This is a genomic window from Bacillus sp. URHA0034, assembly GCF_056280405.1.
Genome location: NZ_JBWCDK010000002.1, coordinates 5,287,185 through 5,309,614, shown reverse-complemented (window position 1 = coordinate 5,309,614; position 22,430 = coordinate 5,287,185). Strand labels below are relative to the sequence as shown.

The 22,430-nt window shown below is 37.2% G+C and carries 18 protein-coding genes; 5 read left to right on the top strand and 13 right to left on the bottom strand.

The annotated features are described in order from the left end of the window. Nucleotides 1-43: 43 nt before the first annotated feature. The 4 genes from ACZ9EE_RS27850 to istA all read right to left on the bottom strand — a co-directional run bounded on the left by ACZ9EE_RS27850 (nucleotide 44) and on the right by istA (nucleotide 4,470). The gene (locus tag ACZ9EE_RS27850; RefSeq protein ID WP_476031804.1) at nucleotides 44-1,153 is read right to left on the bottom strand and encodes a polysialyltransferase family glycosyltransferase; all 1,110 of its coding nucleotides are present in this window, start codon (nucleotides 1,151-1,153) and stop codon (nucleotides 44-46) included. Between the two features lie 243 nt (nucleotides 1,154-1,396). Beyond that, nucleotides 1,397-1,675: a hypothetical protein gene (locus tag ACZ9EE_RS27845; RefSeq protein ID WP_476031803.1), complete on the bottom strand. Its 279-nt coding sequence runs from the start codon at nucleotides 1,673-1,675 to the stop codon at nucleotides 1,397-1,399. A 795-nt stretch (nucleotides 1,676-2,470) separates the two neighbouring features. Next, nucleotides 2,471-3,223: an IS21-like element helper ATPase IstB gene (istB, locus tag ACZ9EE_RS27840; RefSeq protein WP_476024906.1), complete on the bottom strand. Its 753-nt coding sequence runs from the start codon at nucleotides 3,221-3,223 to the stop codon at nucleotides 2,471-2,473. Next, nucleotides 3,220-4,470, bottom strand: a complete 1,251-nt coding sequence (istA, locus tag ACZ9EE_RS27835; protein ID WP_476031802.1) for an IS21 family transposase — start codon at nucleotides 4,468-4,470, stop codon at nucleotides 3,220-3,222. The genes istB and istA overlap by 4 nt, the downstream gene beginning before the upstream one ends. A 392-nt stretch (nucleotides 4,471-4,862) precedes the next feature. Here istA and ACZ9EE_RS27830 point away from each other — a divergent pair, with 392 nt between their 5' ends. From ACZ9EE_RS27830 to ACZ9EE_RS27810, 5 genes are all read left to right on the top strand, one after another. Then, nucleotides 4,863-5,027 (top strand): hypothetical protein, encoded by a 165-nt coding sequence (locus tag ACZ9EE_RS27830; protein WP_476031801.1) that lies wholly within the window; start codon nucleotides 4,863-4,865, stop codon nucleotides 5,025-5,027. 121 nt (nucleotides 5,028-5,148) lie between these two features. Continuing rightward, nucleotides 5,149-5,514, top strand: a complete 366-nt coding sequence (locus tag ACZ9EE_RS27825; protein ID WP_476031800.1) for a DoxX family protein — start codon at nucleotides 5,149-5,151, stop codon at nucleotides 5,512-5,514. 55 nt (nucleotides 5,515-5,569) lie between these two features. Then, nucleotides 5,570-6,652, top strand: coding sequence for a GIY-YIG nuclease family protein (locus tag ACZ9EE_RS27820; protein ID WP_476031799.1), 1,083 nt, complete (start codon nucleotides 5,570-5,572; stop codon nucleotides 6,650-6,652). Nucleotides 6,653-6,754: 102 nt separating this feature from the next. Continuing rightward, on the top strand, nucleotides 6,755-7,582 hold the full coding sequence (locus ACZ9EE_RS27815) for a GNAT family N-acetyltransferase (RefSeq protein WP_476031798.1): 828 nt from the start codon (nucleotides 6,755-6,757) through the stop codon (nucleotides 7,580-7,582). Nucleotides 7,583-7,766: 184 nt separating this feature from the next. Next, on the top strand, nucleotides 7,767-8,477 hold the full coding sequence (locus ACZ9EE_RS27810; RefSeq protein ID WP_476031796.1) for a YesL family protein: 711 nt from the start codon (nucleotides 7,767-7,769) through the stop codon (nucleotides 8,475-8,477). A 226-nt stretch (nucleotides 8,478-8,703) separates the two neighbouring features. On the opposite strand, the gene ACZ9EE_RS27805 is transcribed toward ACZ9EE_RS27810, so the two are convergent. From ACZ9EE_RS27805 to ACZ9EE_RS27765, 9 genes are all read right to left on the bottom strand, one after another. Then, nucleotides 8,704-9,696: a glycoside hydrolase family 43 protein gene (locus ACZ9EE_RS27805; RefSeq protein ID WP_476031794.1), complete on the bottom strand. Its 993-nt coding sequence runs from the start codon at nucleotides 9,694-9,696 to the stop codon at nucleotides 8,704-8,706. Between the two features lie 32 nt (nucleotides 9,697-9,728). Further along, a complete protein-coding gene (locus ACZ9EE_RS27800; RefSeq protein WP_476031793.1) occupies nucleotides 9,729-12,098 on the bottom strand; it encodes a glycoside hydrolase family 2 TIM barrel-domain containing protein in 2,370 nt (789 codons plus the stop codon). Nucleotides 12,099-12,212: 114 nt separating this feature from the next. Further along, nucleotides 12,213-13,787: an extracellular solute-binding protein gene (locus ACZ9EE_RS27795; RefSeq protein WP_476031791.1), complete on the bottom strand. Its 1,575-nt coding sequence runs from the start codon at nucleotides 13,785-13,787 to the stop codon at nucleotides 12,213-12,215. A gap of 69 nt (nucleotides 13,788-13,856) precedes the next feature. After that, entirely contained in the window at nucleotides 13,857-14,759 is a 903-nt protein-coding gene (locus tag ACZ9EE_RS27790; RefSeq protein WP_476031790.1) for a carbohydrate ABC transporter permease, read from the bottom strand. Between the two features lie 15 nt (nucleotides 14,760-14,774). Continuing rightward, nucleotides 14,775-15,671, bottom strand: coding sequence for an ABC transporter permease (locus tag ACZ9EE_RS27785; protein WP_476033126.1), 897 nt, complete (start codon nucleotides 15,669-15,671; stop codon nucleotides 14,775-14,777). Between the two features lie 631 nt (nucleotides 15,672-16,302). Then, entirely contained in the window at nucleotides 16,303-19,446 is a 3,144-nt protein-coding gene (gene lacZ, locus ACZ9EE_RS27780) for a beta-galactosidase, LacZ type (RefSeq protein WP_476031788.1), read from the bottom strand. A 182-nt stretch (nucleotides 19,447-19,628) separates the two neighbouring features. After that, entirely contained in the window at nucleotides 19,629-20,666 is a 1,038-nt protein-coding gene (locus ACZ9EE_RS27775) for a LacI family DNA-binding transcriptional regulator (protein ID WP_476031787.1), read from the bottom strand. A 123-nt stretch (nucleotides 20,667-20,789) separates the two neighbouring features. Then, a complete protein-coding gene (locus ACZ9EE_RS27770; protein WP_476031786.1) occupies nucleotides 20,790-21,560 on the bottom strand; it encodes an IclR family transcriptional regulator in 771 nt (256 codons plus the stop codon). Beyond that, nucleotides 21,557-22,354 carry an IclR family transcriptional regulator gene (locus tag ACZ9EE_RS27765; protein WP_476033125.1) on the bottom strand — a complete coding sequence of 266 codons (798 nt, stop codon included), beginning with the start codon at nucleotides 22,352-22,354 and terminating at the stop codon, nucleotides 21,557-21,559. The genes ACZ9EE_RS27770 and ACZ9EE_RS27765 overlap by 4 nt, the downstream gene beginning before the upstream one ends. Nucleotides 22,355-22,430 lie beyond the last annotated feature (76 nt).

The following is a 22,430-nucleotide window of genomic DNA, read 5'->3' as shown; positions in this document are numbered from 1 at the left end:
TTAACTTATAAAATAGTTTCAGGAGTGTATATCGTTACACGATTTATGTTTTGTATTTTAAATTAGAGAAACAATTATTATTTAAAAATGTTTTTAATTCATCTAAATCATTAGGTATAAAAATTTTTGATTTATTTCGATAGGTTTTTATGAATTTTTCTACAAATTTCAAATTATCATCATTTAAAACACTACATTTATCAGATATTTCTTTTAGATTAAATAACAAAACTATGGTTGGTTCCTTATCAAATAATATTTTGCTTGAAAAACATGCCGTAGAATAATAAGAAATTAGTATTTTCTCTTCAATTTCATTATTTAAGCAAATTATCTCCCATGGAACAGAATTATTTTTATAAAGATTAAATTTATTATATAAATTTTTAGAACTCCTAGGATGTAACTTAACAATATAATCTTCAGTGATTGTTAATATTTCATCTGCAATTTTCTTAATGATTCTATTCAATTCTTCAGATACAAATGGTTGCTCTAGAAAAATTACTTTTTTATCAATCTTATTTTCACTCTTATAGTCAAAAATAGAATTTATAATTTTCTTGAGTTTACCATTATATATATCAATGTCTGGAATTTTTTCTATAGGAATACTTACATTACTCGAATAAAGTTCAGGTTTAAATACTAAAATGTTATCATAACGATCTATAACTTTTTCAAAGCCTAAAACCTTATTAAACATCTTTTTGTAAATGGTGGTTCTAAGTATTTCTGAATTGTACCCACCAGTTCCATCTTCGTACAAAACTATTTTTAAATTAGGATTAATGTCGTATAGTTTTCTAATACCTAATTGAATAATTACATCTGGAAAAGTAAAATAAACTTGTTTGTATTTTTTTCCATCAAACTGAAAGTATTTTTCAGCTATCTTATCATAATACAAATAATATTTTATTTTTTGATAGAATTTAATAATCCTATATTTAGAAAAAGAATGAGTAAATTCTACACAATCAATTAACTTAACATTATTAAAAACTCCTTCGTCTTTAACTCTATTTACAACTTCTTGAGCTTTTTGAAAATGATTTAATATATATATATCTGCTTCTTCATCTATTAATTGACTTTTTATATTAACTGCTATAAGTACTTGATAAGGTGTTGAACAAAAAAAAGCTATCATTATAACTCCCCTATTGGAATAAGACTTATAATAAATTTGTTGTCTATTTAAAAAGACATTCTATACTGAGATCTCCATTCGCTTAACAGTAGTGTTTTACAATTGTCTTATTACGCTTCATTTTACGATTTTCCTTGAGTATTCTAATTAGTTAGTGATAATGTCAGCATCATCCTAAAAGCTAGCGTAATTGGATTTCAAAACTTGACATCTCGACCTCTATGTAGTTTCCAATAGTCATAGTCACGCATTATCAAATACCTCCAATGATGCACGAATACGCTTATGACTAGTAGCTAAGATAGAATGACCATTATATACTATCTTGTCAGGGTAAATGTCTTCTTCGTGGAACTGAAGTTTAAGTAACACATTATCAGTGTACTTATGTATAGCCATCTCTGTTAGCGTGCTAGCCATCTCTCTTTTCATATGACCTACTAAATCAATATTCGATCGTTGAATCTTCTCGTGGCTAATCTCACCATTTGTAATGAATGAATCTCGTTTTCTATACTCCATAAAATCACTCCTTATTAAAAGTTAATAGTTTTTAAAATAGATTAAGTCCTTGTAAACTTCCTAAGGATTGATTCAATGTTCTTCCAAGAAAAAGGTATGAAGGCATTGGTGTAACTATTAAAAAATCCGTTCTATTTACTTGGACAAAGAAAAGCGATAAAAGTATCTTTCCAAGTGCTATCGTAGTGGCTTTTTTTTGCTAAAACGCTGTTTATTCATTGTTTTCCCCCGACTTAGCAAATATTTTTTCTTCACATATCTATTAAATAATATGAATATTAACCTAGGGTTTTCATTTTGTTAAGAAATTGTAAAACCCTAATCTACCCTAGTGTAAACCTCAATTATTATTTCCCTTGCTGTTATTCTCGACCAATATAATCCATAAAGTATAAGAAAAAGTTCGGAGAGTGTCCTCCCTGAACTTTTTTATTTACGGTACTGAGTTATACTGGTTAGCAGCTTCTAACGTAAATCAAATTCGGATTATCAAAAAGTAATAAAAAATCCCCTTCCGCAAATTTAATAGCGTAAGAGGACGAAAATTTAAACAACTATCAAAACAGCTTTATCCGTCTGCCTTTCACAGTTGCATGGAGAATGGGTCGGAACTGTGTAAGTTAACGGATCAATCAGCGGCAACAAGCACCGAGTCAATCATCGTCAAACCCTTACGGGAGTTTGAACGATGGCGGGACTGCGTGGAATTCGAACCCACCTGACTTGGCATGTCAACACCGGTTTATTTTTCCCCATTTACAACGGTCAAAAATTCCCCAATTTCAGCGTTCAACCTTAAATAGGTTGAACGCCTGCCCGTTGTTTTTCTCTTAATCTATATGATTGTCCTTTAATATTAAACGTTGTAGAGTGATGCAATAAACGGTCGAGGACAGCAGTTGCTAAAACGTCATCTCCAAATATCTTTCCCCATTCAACGTAGGATTTATTGGATGTAATAATGACCGATCCATGCTCATATCTTTTTGAAATGATCTGAAACAATAAATTTGCACTAAGGTCATCAAATGGAAAGTATCCCATTTCATCAATAATTAAAACATCGGGCTTTGATAATTTATTTACCAAGCGGCCAGTAGTTCCTCGCTGCTCTGCCTTTTTACATGACAGAATAAAATCATCGCATCTTGTATAATAGGCTGTATTTCCTTGTTCTAGTGCTTCTATTGTTAAACCGATTGCTAGATGAGTCTTTCCAACACCTGGAGGGCCCAAGAGTAATATATTCTCGCCATTTTGTATGAAGCGGCAAGTCATTGCTTCTTTAATTCTACGTTCGCTTATACTTGATTGAAACTCAAAATCAAAATCCTCAATTTTTTTATAGAATGGCAGTTTTGATTTTTTTAGCCTTCTATCTAGATTTTTCCTTTCTTTATTTTCAATTTCTTGTAATAACACCGTGTTAAGAAAGTCAGAATATGATACATTATTCTTAGAGGCATCTTCCAAAATGCCTTCTATTAAATTTGAGGTTATATCAAAACCTACACTTTTAAGACGTTCAGTTAAAAGGTCAGTGTTCATTCATATTCACCAGCCTTTGACTGTTCTTCATAAACCAGAAGGGAACGCTGTTCCACTTTTGGACCAGAGAGAGGATTGTGACCGGTCGCCAAACCTTTAGTTGTCACTTTCGTCTCTTCTTTTTCGTTCTCTTTATAATGTTTAAGTTGTGCAATTGATTGGGTAATCCCTTTGATTATCGGATGTGTGGCAATGCAATCAAGTTCGTAGTAAACCTCAATATGATGCTCTAAGGTCTCTTTAATTTTTACTTCTGATCCTTTATATCGGAAGGGGACAGAATATAGTTTGTTATCGTAAGAGATAAATCCCTGTGGGTCAACTGTTGTAGTTGTCCACTTATTCATAGGGAATAAAGGTCGTTGGTTCCAATTTAGTAATTTCTCTTGCTCCACTTCAAAACGATCAAAGGGGGCTTCTTTAGTAGTTTGATTTGGTTTTTTATTAGCTATTTTATCCAGCCATTCTAGTAGACTCTCATTCATCTTTATCAAGGAAGGCTCCAATTTCCGCTGCATAAAGTTCTTCTTCATATATCCGACTGCACTTTCCACTTTACCTTTAGATTGAGGTCGTGCTGGTTTACAAGCTTTTGGAACAATACCATAGTAAGCTAAAAATTCCTCAAATTTGCGATTAAACCGAATTTCTGTTGGACTATGTTTTATCACTACAGTTTTCATATTATCGTAAAGAATCTGAGAAGGAACACCATTAAAATACGAGAAAGCATTCATGTGACACTTCATCAGTTGTTCCATATTCATAGAGGTTGTGATCTCCATGTATTTCATTCTCGAATACCCAAGAACAATGACAAAAACATAAAGTTTTTTCCTCTTACCATCGACCTCATGCTCTCCGAGTTCGCCCCAATCCATTTGAGCTTGCTTACCTGGAGGAGTTTCAAAACGAATACTTGATTGTTTATTTGGTTTTGCCCGGTAGGGGCTTATAAACTCCCTTAGGATAGTGATTTGACCATCATAGCCCATTGCTTGAATCTCTTCTAACAAAACAACACAATTTGTTGTTCCTTCTTTCAATCGCTTTAACAAATAATCTTTGTATGCATCTAATTTACTTACCTTACTTTTTTTACTCCCCGTTCTTTTAGGAAGCTGATTTTGATTTATGTACTTCCTAATAGTTTTTCTATCAAACCCGGTTTCTTCTGCAATTGCAGTTTGAGTCCATCCTTTCTGGTGTAACTCTCTAATCATAAAAAATTCCCCATCCTTTAACATATTGCCTCTCCACTCAAAAAGATTTTTGATGTATCGAGACAATTATCCGTTATTTTTGGGGAATTTTTAACCGTTTATATTGGGGATTTTAACACCGTTTTTTACAGGCACGCAGGTCACAAGCAGTTTTGAAGACTGTTAAGGACACCAGTGATCAAACCAACTTTATAATTTTGGGTAACATCAAGGGGTATCGGCAGTCTCTTGTTCATTTTTTAGACCGTTTTCCCTCAACCTCCATTCTCCCCCTCTTAGATAGAAGCTATAATTGATACAGAAACTGTATAACATATCTAGAAATTAGGAAGAATAAAATCAACAAAAAAATGAATTGTTTTTATTCTCTAATTGGTTCCAATAAGATTGAAAACAATAAAATTAGGAGGTTATTTATGCAACAGAATCAACAAGCAAAAGAGAATCTGGGCTCCGGTTCGATTCTGAATCCAGAATTTGCTGGAACAGATGCAAAAAAAGTAAAACAAGAAATTCAAAAAGATGTTAGCCAAGGAGAAGGGGCAATGACTTCCCGAGAGGCAGGAGCAATGCGCGATTAAAAAACCACGCCAAGTGGTTTTTTATTTTTTTGCCTCGCACTCTTAATTTTCTCATTTTTTGCTATTCTTAGTAATGGCCCGTCTCTCTTCCTGCATAAAGATGTATAAAGGGGGATTTTTCATGAAACCGTATTTATCTACAAATAAGCTTATCAGATATACAGTGGCCTATGTTTTTATTACCTCTGCACTCATGAAATTAATGAGTCCCGTAGTAGCCAATCATTTTCTTGGATTAGGACTACCCTATCCTCACCTAATGTTAAAGCTTGTCATTTTCCTCGAAACAGTTTGCGGAATTTTACTTATAGTTAATAAATCTGTTAAAAATGCAGTCATACCTCTAATTGGAATTATGATCGTAGCCCTTCTATTAACAAAGGTTCCCTTGCTACACACAGGATTCCTCCCATTCGCTTTTCAGTCTCGACTCGACATCATGATATTAGTTTTGCTAGTTTATCTATACAAGCATTCTGCTAGGTAATCCATTCATGTGTTAAAATACTAATATCTATTTATTATTGGTGAGTGAACACACTATGAAACTAAAAGAAAAGGTAAAGTCGCTGCCGCATACTCCAGGAGTGTATTTGATGAAAGACTCCCATGGACATACTATTTATGTGGGAAAGGCCAAAAACTTAAAGAGGCGAGTGCAGTCTTATTTTCAACATTCAAAAGCCCATCCTCAAAAAATAAAAAAGATGGTGGCTAACCTTAACGATTTTGACTTTGTGCTTACCGACACGGAATTTGAAGCCTTCCTGCTTGAATGTAAATTAATCAAGGAATTAAAGCCACATTTTAATAAAAAAATGAAAAGTCCCCAAGCCTACATTTATCTCATGATAAAGATGGATGCAGGCAGGCGGGTTCTGGAAGTATCCAACTCCTTTAAGGAGAATGACGGGAATCTATATTTCGGTCCTTTTCTTAGCAAGTACACAGTAGAAAGAGCCATCACTGGAATAAAAGACGCTTTTAAAATAAACTGCAGCAACCCCTCAATGAAACATGGTCCATGTTTAAATTATTCGTTAGGATTGTGTATGGGAATGTGTCTTGGTGATTCGACTTTAGAACAATATTATCAAATATTGGACAATATCATTGCATTCTTGAATGGGACAGACACCGAAATACTGAAGGAAATCGAGCAGAGGATGTTAACTGCATCTGAACAATTCCAGTTTGAAGCAGCGGCAAACTATCGGAACATCCTTGAAACGATTAATGTCCTACTCTATAAGGAACAGGTGATCGAGTTCACAGAAGCAAATCAAAATATTGTCATCGTTGAATCGATAACTGAATCGACCTTTAAGCTTTTTCTCATTAAGGGTAACAAACTTTTATATAGTGAAAAAATAAATAACCTACAAAATCTTGAAACAATTAAGAATAACATTTTTACTTATTTTAAAAATAGCAGTGTCAGCTCTCCCCTTGTCATCAGTAAAGATGATATCGATGAGGCACAAATTATCTTTAGTTATCTGAACAGCGGCAATTGTCACTTTCAAATCATTCCTAATCTTTGGCTTGAGACAGAGAATGCTTCGTTGATTATTGATGCAGTGGAGAATCTGCTTAATGCTGAAGTTAATGCCCTCGAAGTATGAAAATGCGAGGGCTTTTTTCTATGTCAGTAATTCAAATGCAAAGAAGGAAAATAGAAGGTAAGAAAAGAATTGAATTATAGGACGACGAACAGAGGTGATAAAATGTTAACGAAAGAAGAAATAGCTTTTATTAAAGAACTTCAAGCCGCTTGCGAGCAAGACGGCGGCTTCAAACTGAAGCTTAATTTTGACATGCTTGAAAATAGAGATGGAAAAGAGAAAGAAGACTTCTTTCATTATGAAGACGGTAAGCTTGTCGGTTTTCTAGGCAGCTATGGCTTTGGCAACAAAGTGGAACTTTGCGGGATGGTCCATCCAGATTATCGCCGTAGAGGTATTTTTACTAAATTGCTAGCTATCGGACTTGAAGATTCAGAAAGACGAAAATTCCAAACGATTTTATTAAATGCTCCAACTCACTCAAAATCAGCAAAGGAATTTTTAAAAAATATCCCATGTACTTTTTCGGTTGCCGAATATCAAATGAAGTGGCAAAAAACTGAATTAATCGAAGACCCTGCTGTTTCCCTTAGACCTTCTACCACACAGGAGGATTTTGAAACCGAAGTACAGCTTGAAGTCTTGGCCTTTGGATTTGAGGAGGAAGAATCTCGGGAGTTTAATCTGAAGCTCAGAGAAAACCATTTTGAGGAAAATTTCATTATTGAAACAGATGGGAAACCTGCCGGCAAAATGCGTGTAGCTGAATCTGACGGTGAAGCCTGGATTTATGGATTTGCCGTGTTTCCTGAATTCCAAGGAAAAGGAATTGGCAGAAGAGCTCTTACCAAGGTTGTCAAGCAGGAGGATCAAAAAGGATTGTCTGTTTTCCTTGAGGTAGAGGCGAAAAATGCTCATGCCCTCAGACTCTATGAATCATGTGGATTTAGAAGCTACCATTCTCAGGATTATTATCTATATCAAAAATAGTTTGAAGAGCCTTTGTATGATGCCCATAGAAAGGCTCTTTACCTTTAAAATCCTTGGAAAAAAATACCCTATTTGTCCATTAAGATACACTTTTCGACTATCATTTATGTTATAATGAAAGTGTTTACATAAACATTAATCTATCTAACTAGCTCTCAACATCAAAGGTCTGGAGTTGATACAAATGAATAATATCGTAGAACGTATAAATCCCCTTCTTGAATGGATTGCAAAGCTTGCGGGTACAAATCTCTTATGGGTTCTATTTAACTTCCCAATCGCATACCTCGTATTATCTTTATTTATTGTCAAAGAGATGTCGCAAATTGCCATGTTGATTATAACCATTGCGGTGCTGGCGCCATTTATTTTATATCCGGCAACAACAGCTATGTTTGGTATTGTCAGAAAATGGGTCATGCACGAAGAAGTGCCAATTTTTCGATTCTTTTGGAAATATTATAAGGAAAATTATAAGAGGAGTCTTGTGGGGGGATTAATTCTTACCGTTCTTTGGGCGATTGTTGGCGTTGATTATTATTATTTTCATTCCCGGATTTACCTTGGCAGTTATCTATTTCTATTCCTTATGGTTTGGCTCTTCATCATTACTCTTTTCTTTTTTGCTCATACCGTTCATACAGAAACGAGACTTGGACAAGCATTAAAGAGTGTGTTCATTTTATCGATTGCCAGCCCATTACTCTCGTTTGGGATTGCCATTATCAGTATGATTATTCTATATATAAGTTTAATGAAAATAACCTTTCTACTGCCATTTTTCAGCGGAGCGGTTATCTCTTTTCTAGGATTCTTTGCCTACTATAAAGTATTTACAAGGATTGTTCAAATGGAACAAAAGGCTTCAGTCGAAAGTTCTATGATGGAAAGTTAGGTTGGTTGCGGATCGTGTGCGTTAACTTGTTAAAAGCGTCCATTAATTTAATGGCGCATGTATGTAAGTAACTGGCGGATGACGTCAATAAGTGACGCATGCAGCTGTTTTAGTGGCGGATAAGACAAAATTACTAGATTCTGAAAAATTTAGTAGCGGTTGATAGCGAGTAACCAAATAAAAAGTCCTCTCATTTGAGAGGACTTTTCATTTGACCGTATTCTATTTAATCATGAAGATCCACTCTGGGCTTAATAACCTTAAAGCGATCCTCCGTTTCCTCTACTTCATAAATCTTTGCCCGTGATTCAGGTGTACTGAATGGATGATGAAGAATAAGCATCCAGTCCCCTTCAAATGTTTTGAACAGCATCCCATGTCCACTATCACCAACAACTAACGGATCCAGTTGCTCCCAAGGTCCTTCTAGCTTACCAGACCGAGATCTAGCCATCGTTTGGACATAGCCTTCCTTGTTGTAGCTTGACCACAGCATCACAAGGTGACCATCCTTTGTTCGATATAATTGACAGCCATCAGATACATAAACGCTAGGCTTTACATCAGGTTTTCGTTCCACATTAATCCATGGGGCATCTGAAGCTTTAAAGAGATGTTGTGGATCACCATCTGCTGCAGATAAATCAGTTTTAAGTGGAAGGGCTTCAAACGTACCATCGATTACCTGGATCCATTCATGACAATAGACCATCCATGGCTTGTTATCCTCATCCACATATAAGGTTCCATCCAATGTCATAAAGTCTTTAGGCGGCACTGGCCCATCCGTTTTTAGTAATTCAAACGGGCCGTCTGGCGAATCAGATACGGCAATACTTGTACCACGAAGATGATTGGTGTGCCAAACTTCCGGTGGCTCTGCAAAGATTGTATCTCTATTATGGAGGGTCACGAATAAATAATACTTTCCCTGATATTCGTGAACCTCTGGTGCCCAAGTGCCATGCTGTGGATGTGCCCATGTTCCGTCCGGGACCTCAAAAACTACATAAGGTCCCTCCCAGTCTAATAAATCTTTACTTTTATAAGCTAATACTCCATTTCTCTCTAAATCTGTTAACTCTGGAATACCGGTAGTATATAAATAGTAAGTATTAGTTTCTTTATGGGACACGACAAACGGGTCGTGGGCCGGAATATCTCTGAGTCGGTGCCCCTTCCTAGGGTTAGATGGATCGGAAGCAGTGTTATACGGCATGTATGCATCTCCTAACAAATAATTTCTTACTTTTAATCAACCTTTATTTCTACAGATGAACCTTCCAAACCAACAGAAGAAGTTTTTAATGTAATCGTCCCCGGTTGCCCAGTAGACTTCACATAAATCAATACTTTCCCATGATAGGCATTTCTATAATTTGCTTTATAGTCCTGATGGCTGGCAGGGTTACTGCATTCCATTCCGATAATCTGACCAGGTCCCTCAATCTCGCAATCTATTTGATTTTCTGCGTCATAAACAATGGTTTCGTCTTGATCAAGGATATTAACTTCTACATGTGCCACATCCTGTTTGTCAGTTTTAAGAACAAGTGTATCCGCATGTACCTGTAACTTTGTTGGCTCACCAGCAGTCTTTAGTTCGTGTGAACAACAATTTTCTCCATTTCTTTTACCTACTGCCTTTAACGTACCCTTTTCGTAAGGAATGTCCCAATAGATCGTTCCACCTGGGAAGTCCTCCCGTTTTTTCAAGCCAACAGATACTCCATTTACTAATAGGTCCACTTCAGGGCAATTGGTACAACAAGCTACCCTTACTGTTTCTCCTTCAATCCCTTTCCATTGGCAGACTACTTCATGATCCCAATAAATTCGACCAGGATCTTCTTCCTTAATAGAAGTCAATCCTAAATGGACCATATCCTTTTCAGACCATTCACTTTGTTTAAAAAAGTATAAAGGTTTTTTGAAACCGGCAAGGTCGAGTAATCCTGGTGTAGCGTGGCGAAGCGGCCAGCCACGGGCTTCTCCTAAATAGTCAATCCCCGTCCAGATAAACTGTCCTGAAATAAAGTCATTTTTTTCAACAGCAAGCCATGCCTCGTGATCCCTTCCGTTTTCACTTCCATAAATCACCCGATTAGGGTATTTTTTATGGTCTTCATGATATAAAAACTCTTGATAGTTATAACCAACCACGTCCAGTGCATCTGGGAATTCCGTTTCATTTGACATACTCACACTTGCTAGAGCTGCAGTCACAGGCCGCGTTGGATCATATTGTTTGACAACCTTTGCCAGCCTTTTCGCGATCTCACCCATTCCCTTTGCTTCAGGTCTTTCCGCTTTGTACCGATCTTCGAGGACTGGATGTGAATAGGGATCATTTGGATAATCTATTTCATTCCCAATACTCCAGAAAACAATCGACGGATGGTTTCGGTCTCTTAAAATCATATCCCTCAAATCGGTCTCTGCCCATTCCGTAAAGTCGGAAGCGTATCCGTCAAGTGATGGTTCACCTTTATTCCAACCCTCCACCCACTTGTTCTTTGGATATTCCCACTCATCAAAAGCTTCATCTTGGACTAAAAAACCATAAAAATCACACATATCTAGCAACTCGGGTGCAGGTGGATTATGGCTCATTCTGATTGCATTTACACCAGCTTCTTTTAGTAGCTGCAACCGTCGATGCCAGACCTTTTCAGGAACAGCCGCTCCAAGACAGCCTGCGTCATGATGGAGGCAAACACCTTTCATTTTAAGGTTCTGTCCATTAAGATAAAATCCTGAATTTACATCGAAATGAAAATATCGAACGCCAAGCGGGATCGTTTCAACATCAATCACTTCACCATCTTTTTTTACCTTCGTTTCCACACGGTATAAATATGGATTTTCCGGTGACCAGAGATTTGGCTGTTCTAGACAAATAGAATGAGAAAAGTCTTGTTCACCATTAGCAGCTAGGGTCTCCACAGATGAACAAGCGATGATTTCTTTGCCGGCAGCATCTCTAATTTGATGTTCAATTTGGAATTTGGTTTCATTATGATATTCATTTTTGACACTTGTTTGAATTTGGATTTCTGCTTCTGATGCTGAAATGTTCGGAGTGGTGACAAAAATACCATATGGCTTGATATACAGCTGATCAGTCAAATGGATAGAGACATTTCGATAAATACCAGAACCCGGATACCACCGAGAATCAGCAAAATCTGTGTGATCGACTTTCACCGCAATCACATTTTCTTGTGCTTCGAAGTTTACATAGGGGGTTAAGTCATAATGAAATGAACTGTATCCATAGGGCCTTTTACCAAGAAATTGTCCATTAATCCATACTTCGCTATTTTTATAGATCCCATCAAATTGAATAACGATTCTCTTTCCTTTTAAACTGTCAGGTACGATAAATTTCTTCCGGTACCAGCCAATTCCTCCTGGTAAATACCCTGTCGAACTGGCATATTCCTTCTTAAAAGGACCTTCAATACTCCAATCATGCGGCAGGTCTAATGTACGCCAACTTGAATCATCAAACTGAATGTTCCATGCATTAGGCTGGTCACCTTTTAAGAATTTCCAATCAAAGTTAAACATTCTACTTTTAACAGACAAGTTCCATTCTTGAGATACTACATTTACCATAAAAAGCTTACACCCCTTAGCTATATACTTATTTTTAATAAATGGCAGACTGATAGGTAAAGGGCTATCAAACAGAGATGATAGCCCTTTTTATCCTTTACACTCAATCTCTCATTACTTACCTTCTACTTGTTTTTTATATGCATCCATTTGTTTTTGGATTTCTTTTAGAACCTTATCATAACCTGCATCTTTTAATCTCTTACGGAAATCTTTTACAGCCTTTTCTGGATCGCCTGCTTTACCAAATGCAATGGCTGGTACCATTTGGGCAGTCACTTGTGATAGAGCAGAAATTTCAGCTTGTACAGGGGTACTATCAAACACAAATCGTCCATACGGATAAGGCTTCTTAATTTTATCGTACTTTGCGTAAATCTCAGAAATCCCATCATATGAGTCGGCACTTGGGATTTCGTACTTGTCCATACGGCCGCCCCAGAAGTTAGTAGAGAATGAATCTTTTGTGTCATCATAACCTTCAGGTTGAACCCGTTTTCCGTCTTTAATTTCGTATTGTACACCTTCAATGCCGTAGCTCCATAATCGATAAAGTTCCTGATCGTTTCGAATTAAGTCGTATACCATTAGAGCACGCTCAGGATTTTTACTATGAGCTCCAACAGCCATCGCACCATGTGTAATCGATGTTGAAATTAAGTTGTTTCGTGTATCAGACCAAGCAAACATATCGATTGCTGAACCTGGTTGTTTCACGTCCATTTGTGGGCGAAGACCTGAGAATGTTTGGGTATGATGCTGGTCAGCACCTGTTTTTCCTGCTTGGAATTCAGCTCTGGTATCACCTTTATAGTTCAAAACGTCCTTACGCCAATATCCAGCATCTCCCCATTGTTTCATCATTTTTGCATAATCTACAAAAGTTTCCGTGAAAATAGGACTCATCACGTTATACTTTTCATCATGGGATTTAGCCCAGTAAATCGGGAATACTCCTGTAGTGATTGGCAGTTCAATTGCATCTGAATAAGAAGTTACATATCCCCATGCAGTCGTCACGTTTGTTCCTTGTGCATCCCAAGGAATAACACCTGGTTTCTTGTCTTTAACACCTTGGAAGTATTTACCCATTGTTTCAAAATCGCTAATATGTTCATTGATTCCAAATTCTTTTGCCCAGTCTGTACGATAGAAGAATCCGTGGTTAACCCATTGCGTATATTGGTCCTCGGGAATCATGACAATTTTTCCCTTATACTTTGATTCCTCCCAATCTGCTTTAGGAACCTCTGCCCATGTCTTTGGTGCATAGGTCGGAAGAAGATTCGTAAGATCCATGAATGCACCTTTTTGTGCATTTCCCCATGCATCTAACCAGTCAGTCGCTGTGATGACTAAATCAACAGGTTCACCAGAAGCTAGAGTTAGATTATATTTTGTCGTATAATCGGCCCATTCAATCCATTTTAATTGAATCGTAGCGTTTACTTTTTCTTTTAATTTAGCATTCACTTTTTCCAATACTTTTTCTACTTGTCCATTCGTTGGTTTATCCCCCAACACCATCATCGTAACGGTCACAGGTTTAGAGGTGTCAATTTTCCCATTTTTGTCTACCTTTGTTCCTGCGTTTCCTGAACTGGTTTTACTTGAACCGCTACAGGCTGCAAGGCTGAAGGTCAGTATCATGATCATGACCAGTGCCAGGATTTTTTTCAACTTAAACATTCTATGTCCCCCTTAAATTTTTAAAATTTACTCTCTATGATACGAGGAAAGATCCCCGGTCATACTCGATTACCCCTTCACTGCACCAACTGTAATCCCTGTAATAAAGTACTTTTGTACAAACGGATAAAATAGAATAACCGGTCCAGTAGCTACAACGGCTGTTGCCATTTTCATAGATTCCAACGGTACGTCTTGTGGCGGCACATTGGAGGATGCTGCTGAATTCCTAATGAAATCAGCACTTGTGATTACGTTATAAAGAAACAGCTGCAGCGGCCTATATTCCATATTAGGTGACAGGAAAAGCATGGAATTATACCATTCATTCCAATACCCTAGAGCAATGAATAGTCCGATTGTCGCCAACGCTGGCGTAGACATAGGTAGAATAATTCTTAAAAAAATGGTGAAATCCCCTGCACCATCAATCTTCGCAGATTCCGTAATCTCGTGTGGAATCGACTTTGTGAAGGATTTCATCATAATAATAAGAAAAGGACTCAGCAATCCTGGCAGCAGTACAGCCAAGTAATTATCTTTAAGATGCAGAAACTGCGTAATTAATAGATAAAACGGGACAAGCCCACCTGAAAAAAGGGTTGTGAAGTAGATATAAAATGAAATCTTATTACGATACAAGAAATCCTGACGCTGCAGGGCATAACCTGTCATAGCTACAATAAACAAACCTAACGCAGTCCCGACAATCGTAATACCCAACGTTACGATATAGGATCCAATGACAAGTCTTGGATTCTGGAAAACAATCTCATAGGCAAATGTTGAAAACTCTTTAGGCCATAAAGAAAATCCATGGTCCATAATAGCCTTCTCTGTTGAGAGTGAAGACGATATGATCAAGATAAAGGGCAAAAGACAAGATAGAGCAAAAACACCTATAAAACCATATCCAATAATACGAACCATGATAGTAGACATATCTATATTTCGTCTGGCCGTATTTTCCATAAATACGTCCCTCCTTTAGAATAATGAGTTATCTGGTGAAACCTTTTTAATAATCCAGTTAGCTACTAGGACAATAACGAGGCCAAAGAAAGATTGATATAAACTTACCGCACTTCCTAACGAGAAGTTGAAATTCGTCATCAATGTTCGGAACACATAGGTTTCAATAATATCAGTCGTAGGATAGAGCATGGTATTATTTGCCCCAACCAAGTTATAAAACAAACCGAAATTTCCTTTTAAAACTCCACCTAAAGAGAACAATAATAAAATGATGAAAGTTGGTTTAAGCCAAGGAATAATGATATATCGAATACGCTGGAAAGCATTAGCCCCATCGATTTCTGCAGCCTCTAAAATGGATTTATCTAGACCCATAATGGCAGCAAAGTAAACGATTGATCCATAACCTGTGGATTGCCATAGGAATGTAATGACAATAATATAAGGCCAAATATGCGGATTAGAATAAGTTTGTACTGGATCCAAGCCGAGCATTTTTAAGAATGAGTTTAATAAACCATAATCGTAACTAAGGATGTTATACGCTAAAAGTCCAACGAGAACGGCGGAAATAAAGTGGGGTAGAAACATAATCGTTTGAGATACTTTTTTGAACCATTTGTTTTTCAGTTCGTTAAGCATGATGGCTACGGCAATTTGTAGAAAATTACCAAGAACGATGAAAACTAAATTATAAGCAATCGTATTAAAGGTTAACTTCCATAAATCTCCAGTCATGACCAAAAAGCGAAAATTATCAAATCCTACGAAAGCGCTTTTAAAAATTCCAAGGGAATAATCATAGTTAACAAACGCAAGATATAGTCCCGGCATTGGCAGATAAGCAAAGACAGCAAAGAAAATAATAGCAGGCAAACACATAATAAGTAGAGTTCGATTCTTCCACATTCTTTTAAATGCCGATTCTTTTGTTTTTGTTTGTTTTTCAACAATTGGTGTCTGTGATTGTACAGTGATGGTCTTCAAATAAATCCCCCCTAAACAACATAATTTTGACTCGAAAGCAGCAGATCTTAAAAAAAGGAAGCGATAAGTTGGTCTAGTAGATTACTACTCTATTTCCATACTACAAATCAACAGGGATATTGAAATGGGTTTCATAAGTTTCTACAAATTTTTAAGTCACTTTTTTATTTATGTATTGACATGGGAGAACGATGAAACGGGTTTCATTTACTAGTAAACCACAACCGTTACTTATTCAAAACAACGCAGTATCCTTTAATTGCTTGGATTGAAAGCGGTTACTATAGTTAGATTATATTACTGGTGCCATTAAAAGTAAATACCGTTATTTTGATTATTTCTATTATTTTAAAAATTTAAATTATTTAAATGCAATTAAGTCTTCCTTTGATATCACATCTCTAGAAATGGGTTTCAGAATTATTTTGTAGCTGTTAGGCATATGTTCCCTTGGATTAAGGCTAACTAATTCAAGGGAACATACCAACTTCAAGTCAGGAGGTTCCTAAGCAATTCTTCCAACCACATTGAAAAAAACAGCATTTAACAAGAGTTATAAATCCCTTAGATTAATCCCCTTTAGTTTGAATGTATAAGAGTAGCATCGATTGGCAAAAAGCGTGAATTCAGGATGTGTTTTTTGCCCCCAGCTATCATCTCCCCCTACACCCATTTGTTTATAATTAATCCGTACGACCGTCTTAGTGCTAGGCGGTAATTTATATCCGTGATCATGTTCTTCAAGTTCAAATGGAGTATATGGCAAGGCATTGACTTCAACTGTAGGGCTCCCGGATATCTTTAACCCTGCCCCCTGTTGATTGGATAGCACAGCCCATCTTACGCCCGTTTTATTGCCGCATTCCTGCGGTCTTAAATATGGAACATATTGATCTTTTACTCTGCCAGAATATAATCCAATTTTTGCGCCTTTTTCTTTATCCCAATAATTTTCATACGGGCCTTTTCCATACCAAGTGATGGTGTCAAACGAGCCATCTAATGATGCCATCATCCCAATCTCCGGTAACTCAGGCAGGTCGTTCCCCGGATTTAACTGATAGTCTACTAGTATTTCTCCGTCACCCGTAATGGTATAAACCATCTTGCAAGATGACAATGTTGTTAACAAATTGTATTCGGTCGTAACGACAGTTGTCGAAGAACTTTTATTATCAACTAAAAAGGAGGTAAGAACTTTATTCATCCCCGCTTCTCTCCATACAGAGCTGCGTTCATGCAATTTATTCCCACGGTCGTTATCTGTCATCGCCCGCCAAAAATTTAGCCCTAACTCATTCTCAAGTAGAGGAACACCATTGAATCGATAGGACTCAAGAGCTCCATTGGTTGTATTGAAGAGAACCTCAAAGCTGTCACCCTTTATCGTTACAAACTTTTCCTCCTTGTGAACTTCTAATGTAGGGAAGTCGACAGGGAGACTTACTGATGTTGCTTTCACTGTTGGAATCGCAAATTGTTCAAAAGCAACTTCATGACCCCTCTGAGCCCACATGGTGTTATTTTTCAACTGTAAGCTAACCGTTAAAATGTATTCAAGTGACTGTTTACTGACTTCTGGAAGAGAGTAAGCTAGTTTAATTGTTTGAGAGGAGCTTGGTTCTACCTTTATTTCTGTAGTTCCCTTTTGGATGAACACACCATTTTCTGCTAGCTGCCATACTAGTTCGTACTCTTGAAGATCTGTGAACAAATAGTTATTTACCACCTCAACTAGACCCTCGTCAAGATTTTTGGCTGTAAAACGAACATTCTGATAGCACTTTTTCACCTCGATAATCTTGGGTGAAATCGTACCATCGGCAAAAATCAACCCATTTCCTGAAAAATTCCCATCATGAGGGGTTTCTCCAAAGTCACCGCCGTATGCTAAGAAAGGTACACCATCGGTGGTCTTTGTTAGTAAGGCCTGATCCTTCCAGTCCCAGATAAATCCACCTTGTATAATAGGATATTTTTCGAAGAGGTCTGTATATTTATATAGGTTTCCACAAGAATTCCCCATCGCATGGCTATACTCACATAGAATGTACGGTTTCGGATTTTCAGCGTTCTCCGCATATTCAGCATATCTCTGAACACCTTCAGGACTCACATACATGGTGCTTTCAATATCTGAAGCTGCTTCTGATTTACGGTAATGAAAAATTCCTTCATAATGAACAATTCTAGTCGGATCATGCTTCTTTAATAAATCATGCATTTTAATGAAATTGTCCCCGCCAAATGACTCATTACCAAGCGACCAAATAATAATCGAAGGATGGTTTTTATCTCGTTGAAACATGGAATTACATCGATCAAGGACGTTCTCCCGCCATTCTGCCTTGCTTCCTGGTACTGTGTCGCCTTCCTCTTTTTGCCCATACTTCCATGTTCCGTGAGTTTCAAGGTTTGTTTCATCAATGACATACAATCCATATTGATCACATAATTCATACCACAAGGTATTATTCGGATAATGGGATGTTCGGACGGCATTAATATTATGCTGCTTCATTAGTTTAATATCATTGATCATATCATCATAACCAATGGCTCGCCCTTTATCCGATGCAAACTCGTGGCGGTTTACACCTTTCAGGACAATTCGTCTGCCGTTAATCTTCATGAGACCGTCTTTCATTTCAAATGTTCGGAATCCAACCTTACAGCTTTCCGTTTCTTGGATGATTCCGCTTTCATCTTTTAAAATAAAAACGAGTGTATAAAGGTAAGGACTTTCTGCACTCCATTTAAACGGATTTTTTACATTGGTTGAAGCATTAATCGAAAGTAAGGATCGATTATTCATGTCCACCATTATTTGAAGCGAGTTCTCAAAAACAGGATTATTTTCTTGGTCATAAAGCATTGCTTCGACCGTAAAACCATTTACTGCCTGCTCAAACACATTTTTGATTTTTGCTTCGATTTTTAATTCAGCATCCTTATACGCTTGATCCAACTCTGTACTCACAAAGAAATCATTTATGTGAACTTCTGGAGTTGAATACAGATAGACATCACGGAAGATCCCACTCAATCTCCAAAAATCCTGGTCCTCTAACCAGCTCGCATCACACCAACGATACACCTCTACTGCTAATTTATTTTCCCCGTCAATTAAGTAAGGCGTTAGATCAAACTCTGCCGGTGTAAAGGTATCCTCGCTATAGCCAACAAGTTCTCCATTCACCCATACATAAAAGGCTGACTCCACTCCTTGAAAGCTGATATAAACCGGTTTGTCCTTCCAATCCTCTGGGATTGAGAAATTCCGAATATACTGGCCAACAGGATTATATTTTGTTGGCGCAAACGGTGGCTTTATATCTTCTTTCCCTTCCCAAGGATATCGAAGATTTGTATATTGAGGATAATCGTACCCCTGTAGCTGCCAGTGCCCAGGCACCTTGATTTCATCCCATTCACGAGCATCATAATCCTCTTGAAAAAAGGTTTGATTTCTTTTGTCAGGGTTCTCATAAAAAGCGAATTTCCAGTTTCCATTTAAGGACTGATAAAATTGAGATGAGGTTCGATCCCCTTTTAATGCTTCCTCAACCGTCTTGTACGGCATCAATGTTGCATGAGCGTCCAATCGGTTTAACTGAAAGATCTCGGGATTATTATTCCACTCTGGATACCCATTTTTAGGTGGGGTATACCTATATTTATTCAGCTGTTTGAGCATAAAACTACCTCTCTTCCATACTATTTTTATTTTTGAAACCCATTTCAAAATTAGATATAAATAAAGAAATATAAATGATCACTTGTAGCAACATGAGTTGCTATGAATTTATATTCCTCCCTTTACGAAACCCATTTCATTATTATCGTACTCTAAAATTTAGTAGGGTGCAATATATTATTTTAATATTCTGAACATAATTTGCAAGAATCCCTTAATACGAGTGATGTCGGAACAACTGTTTCCTCCTCTGCTTCATTCTCATTAATTAAATCTACTAAGACATTAATAGCGGTTTGACCTAACTGATCATAATTTTGGCTTACGGACGTAATGCCCGGCGGGAAATGTTGTGCCAAATATATATCATCAAACCCAACAATGGAAACGTCATCAGGGACTTTTAGCCCGAATTTAGTAAGAACCTTTATAATCCCGATTGCCACTAAATCATTGGCACAGATAACCGCGGTCGGCCTTTCTTTTAAATAGAGCAATTGTGCAGCAACTTCTTCACCGGATTCAATATTAAACCCAGTACCAAAAACCCAATCGTTGTTGACAGCTAACCCTTTCGTTTTCATCGCTTTAACAAACGCATTTTTTTTCACGTCCGTTGAACTTATTCCTTCCAATCCACCAAGAAAACCAATCTTTCTATGTTTTAGATTTACTAATAACTCAACAAGCTTTTCAATCCCTGCCTCTTCATCCGTTCTAACCACATGGGCGTCTACCCCGGTCATTTGACCATTCACAAAAACAACCGGGATTCTTTCCATCACTTGTTTCATTTCTTCGGCATATTCCCGATCGGTGTTCGTATCATTAATTCTTCCACCCAGATAGATGATCCCGTCCACTTGTTTTTCTACTAAACTTTGCAGGTATTTTGATTCATTAGCTGAGTTGTTCATCGTATTGCACAAAAAGGTTGTATACCCTAATTCCAATGCATGTGCTTCACATTTTTGAACCAGCGTTGAAAAAAATGGATGATTGATGTCTGGCAGGATAAAACCAATCGTTTTCGATTGCTTATGCAATAGGCTCCTTGCTAGACTATTAGGTCTAAAATTATATTTTTCGATTACATCAACTATTTTCCGCATGGTCTGTGGACGCACTTTTGCATTTCCAGTTAAGACTCTCGAAACTGTAGCTGGAGACACATTAGCTTCTTTAGCAATGTCATATATTGTTATATTTTCCTTTTTCATAACTTTCCTCCATCGCTAATGATTTCATTGCATTCAAGAAGGAAGAATGAAACCGATTTCATTTAATTGTAAGGCTAAAAATGCTACAAGTCAATACGTTGGTTTTCCCTCCTTTTAAATAAATCAACTTTGTAATCTCGTTGTCACTTCAGCGGCCGCTTGCTTTACTTGTTTTATTAATTTGGGAATAGTTCGCTCGTTTATTCTAGTAATCGGACCTGCGATACTAACAGCGGCAATTGTTTTGTTTTTACGATTCCTGACAGGGCAGGCGATCGATACAACACCTTCATGGAGTTCTTCCTTACTCACCGCATATCCTGTAGTTCGGATTGTTTCTAGTAAATTCTTTAGCTTTACCGAGTCTGTTATGGTTTTTGATGTAAAGGATACTAGTCCCCTCTCCGTTACTTGCTCGATAGTGGACATCTCTTGGCAGGCTAACAATACTTGTCCAGTACTCGTACAATGAAGAGGATTTTTCTTCCCTGCATGCGACAATAAATGGACGGGATGTGCACTATCGATTTTAAGGAGATACAGAAGCTGTAAATCTTTCAAAATACCAATATGGGCCGTTTCACCTGTTCTCACTGCTAGTTTTTCAATAATTTCAATCGACAAATGATAGAGATTTTCCTTTTTAATAAGCGTATGTCCCAAAGCCAATACAGATGCAGCAAGACGGTACGATTTAGCGGATGGATCCCTGACTATAAAACCTTCCATTATTAATGTATGAACTAAGCGATATGCCGTGCTTTGCCCAATTTCTAACTGGCGAGCAATCTCCTCTAATTGTAATTCAGGTTCTTCGACGGAAAATAGATTAAGGAGACGAAGTGCATTTCTAAGAGATGAGTAATGGTAACTATTCATAGCAGGGTATCTCAATGTACCGTCCACTCCTTGTCAGGTATATATCCTAATCTTATTGATAGTTCATTTGCTGCTTCTATGGTACTTTCTATAAACCTAGTTAATTTATCGTCTTGAATTCGAACCCGAGATCCCACAACACTAACCGCTGCTACAACCTCTTCCGTATAGTCCCTTACTGGAGCAGCGATACTCACAACATTCTCATGCATTTCATCGATACAAATGGCAACCCCCTGTTTTTTTATTTGGCTTAATTGATCGGTTAATTGTTCGGGTTCTGTTGGGCTGTTTGGTCCCATTTGGGGAAGTCCCGCCCTAATTATGTGGTCAATGAAATTCTTTTTCTGATAAGCTAATAAAACTTTTCCAGAACTTGTACAAGTGATCGGGTTTCTTTTTCCAATTGAAGATAACAGCGGGACCGGGTTGTTGCATTCTATTATATGGACGTATGTTATTTCCTTTCCTTCTAAAATAGCAATATGAGCCGTCTCCCCTAATTCGGCAACTAATCTTTTTAATACGTCTTTCGATTCTCGGTGGATTTCTAAATGGGAAGTAATCACGCCGCTAATAGCAAGTAACGAAAATCCAAGACTGTATTGTTTGCCCTCTTTTTGTAAAAACCCCTCCTCTACCAAATCGGCCATTAACCTATTAACAGTACTTTTACTCATTTGAAGCGCATGGGCTATTTCTGTCATTCCCCAAACTGGTTTTTCCACTGTAAAAAGTTGTAGTATTTGTAGTCCATTCTGGACCGATTGTAAAACTGACGTTTTTTTATTAGTCGGTATGATATCCATCACCTCAAAAGATTCAATTTTGTTCCGTATATAAGAAGTTAATACTACTATTCAGAATATTTTAATTATATTATAT

Excerpts from the sequence above, each read along its gene's own strand:
- ACZ9EE_RS27850 (WP_476031804.1), bottom strand. The coding sequence starts at position 1,153 with ATGATAGCTTTTTTTTGTTCAACACCTTATCAAGTACTTATAGCAGTT.
- ACZ9EE_RS27845 (WP_476031803.1), bottom strand. The coding sequence starts at position 1,675 with ATGGAGTATAGAAAACGAGATTCATTCATTACAAATGGTGAGATTAGC.
- istB (WP_476024906.1), bottom strand. The coding sequence starts at position 3,223 with ATGAACACTGACCTTTTAACTGAACGTCTTAAAAGTGTAGGTTTTGAT.
- istA (WP_476031802.1), bottom strand. The coding sequence starts at position 4,470 with ATGTTAAAGGATGGGGAATTTTTTATGATTAGAGAGTTACACCAGAAA.
- ACZ9EE_RS27830 (WP_476031801.1), top strand. The coding sequence starts at position 4,863 with ATGCAACAGAATCAACAAGCAAAAGAGAATCTGGGCTCCGGTTCGATT.
- ACZ9EE_RS27825 (WP_476031800.1), top strand. The coding sequence starts at position 5,149 with ATGAAACCGTATTTATCTACAAATAAGCTTATCAGATATACAGTGGCC.
- ACZ9EE_RS27820 (WP_476031799.1), top strand. The coding sequence starts at position 5,570 with ATGAAACTAAAAGAAAAGGTAAAGTCGCTGCCGCATACTCCAGGAGTG.
- ACZ9EE_RS27815 (WP_476031798.1), top strand. The coding sequence starts at position 6,755 with ATGTTAACGAAAGAAGAAATAGCTTTTATTAAAGAACTTCAAGCCGCT.
- ACZ9EE_RS27810 (WP_476031796.1), top strand. The coding sequence starts at position 7,767 with ATGAATAATATCGTAGAACGTATAAATCCCCTTCTTGAATGGATTGCA.
- ACZ9EE_RS27805 (WP_476031794.1), bottom strand. The coding sequence starts at position 9,696 with ATGCCGTATAACACTGCTTCCGATCCATCTAACCCTAGGAAGGGGCAC.
- ACZ9EE_RS27800 (WP_476031793.1), bottom strand. The coding sequence starts at position 12,098 with ATGGTAAATGTAGTATCTCAAGAATGGAACTTGTCTGTTAAAAGTAGA.
- ACZ9EE_RS27795 (WP_476031791.1), bottom strand. The coding sequence starts at position 13,787 with ATGTTTAAGTTGAAAAAAATCCTGGCACTGGTCATGATCATGATACTG.
- ACZ9EE_RS27790 (WP_476031790.1), bottom strand. The coding sequence starts at position 14,759 with ATGGAAAATACGGCCAGACGAAATATAGATATGTCTACTATCATGGTT.
- ACZ9EE_RS27785 (WP_476033126.1), bottom strand. The coding sequence starts at position 15,671 with ATGTGGAAGAATCGAACTCTACTTATTATGTGTTTGCCTGCTATTATT.
- lacZ (WP_476031788.1), bottom strand. The coding sequence starts at position 19,446 with ATGCTCAAACAGCTGAATAAATATAGGTATACCCCACCTAAAAATGGG.
- ACZ9EE_RS27775 (WP_476031787.1), bottom strand. The coding sequence starts at position 20,666 with ATGAAAAAGGAAAATATAACAATATATGACATTGCTAAAGAAGCTAAT.
- ACZ9EE_RS27765 (WP_476033125.1), bottom strand. The coding sequence starts at position 22,354 with ATGGATATCATACCGACTAATAAAAAAACGTCAGTTTTACAATCGGTC.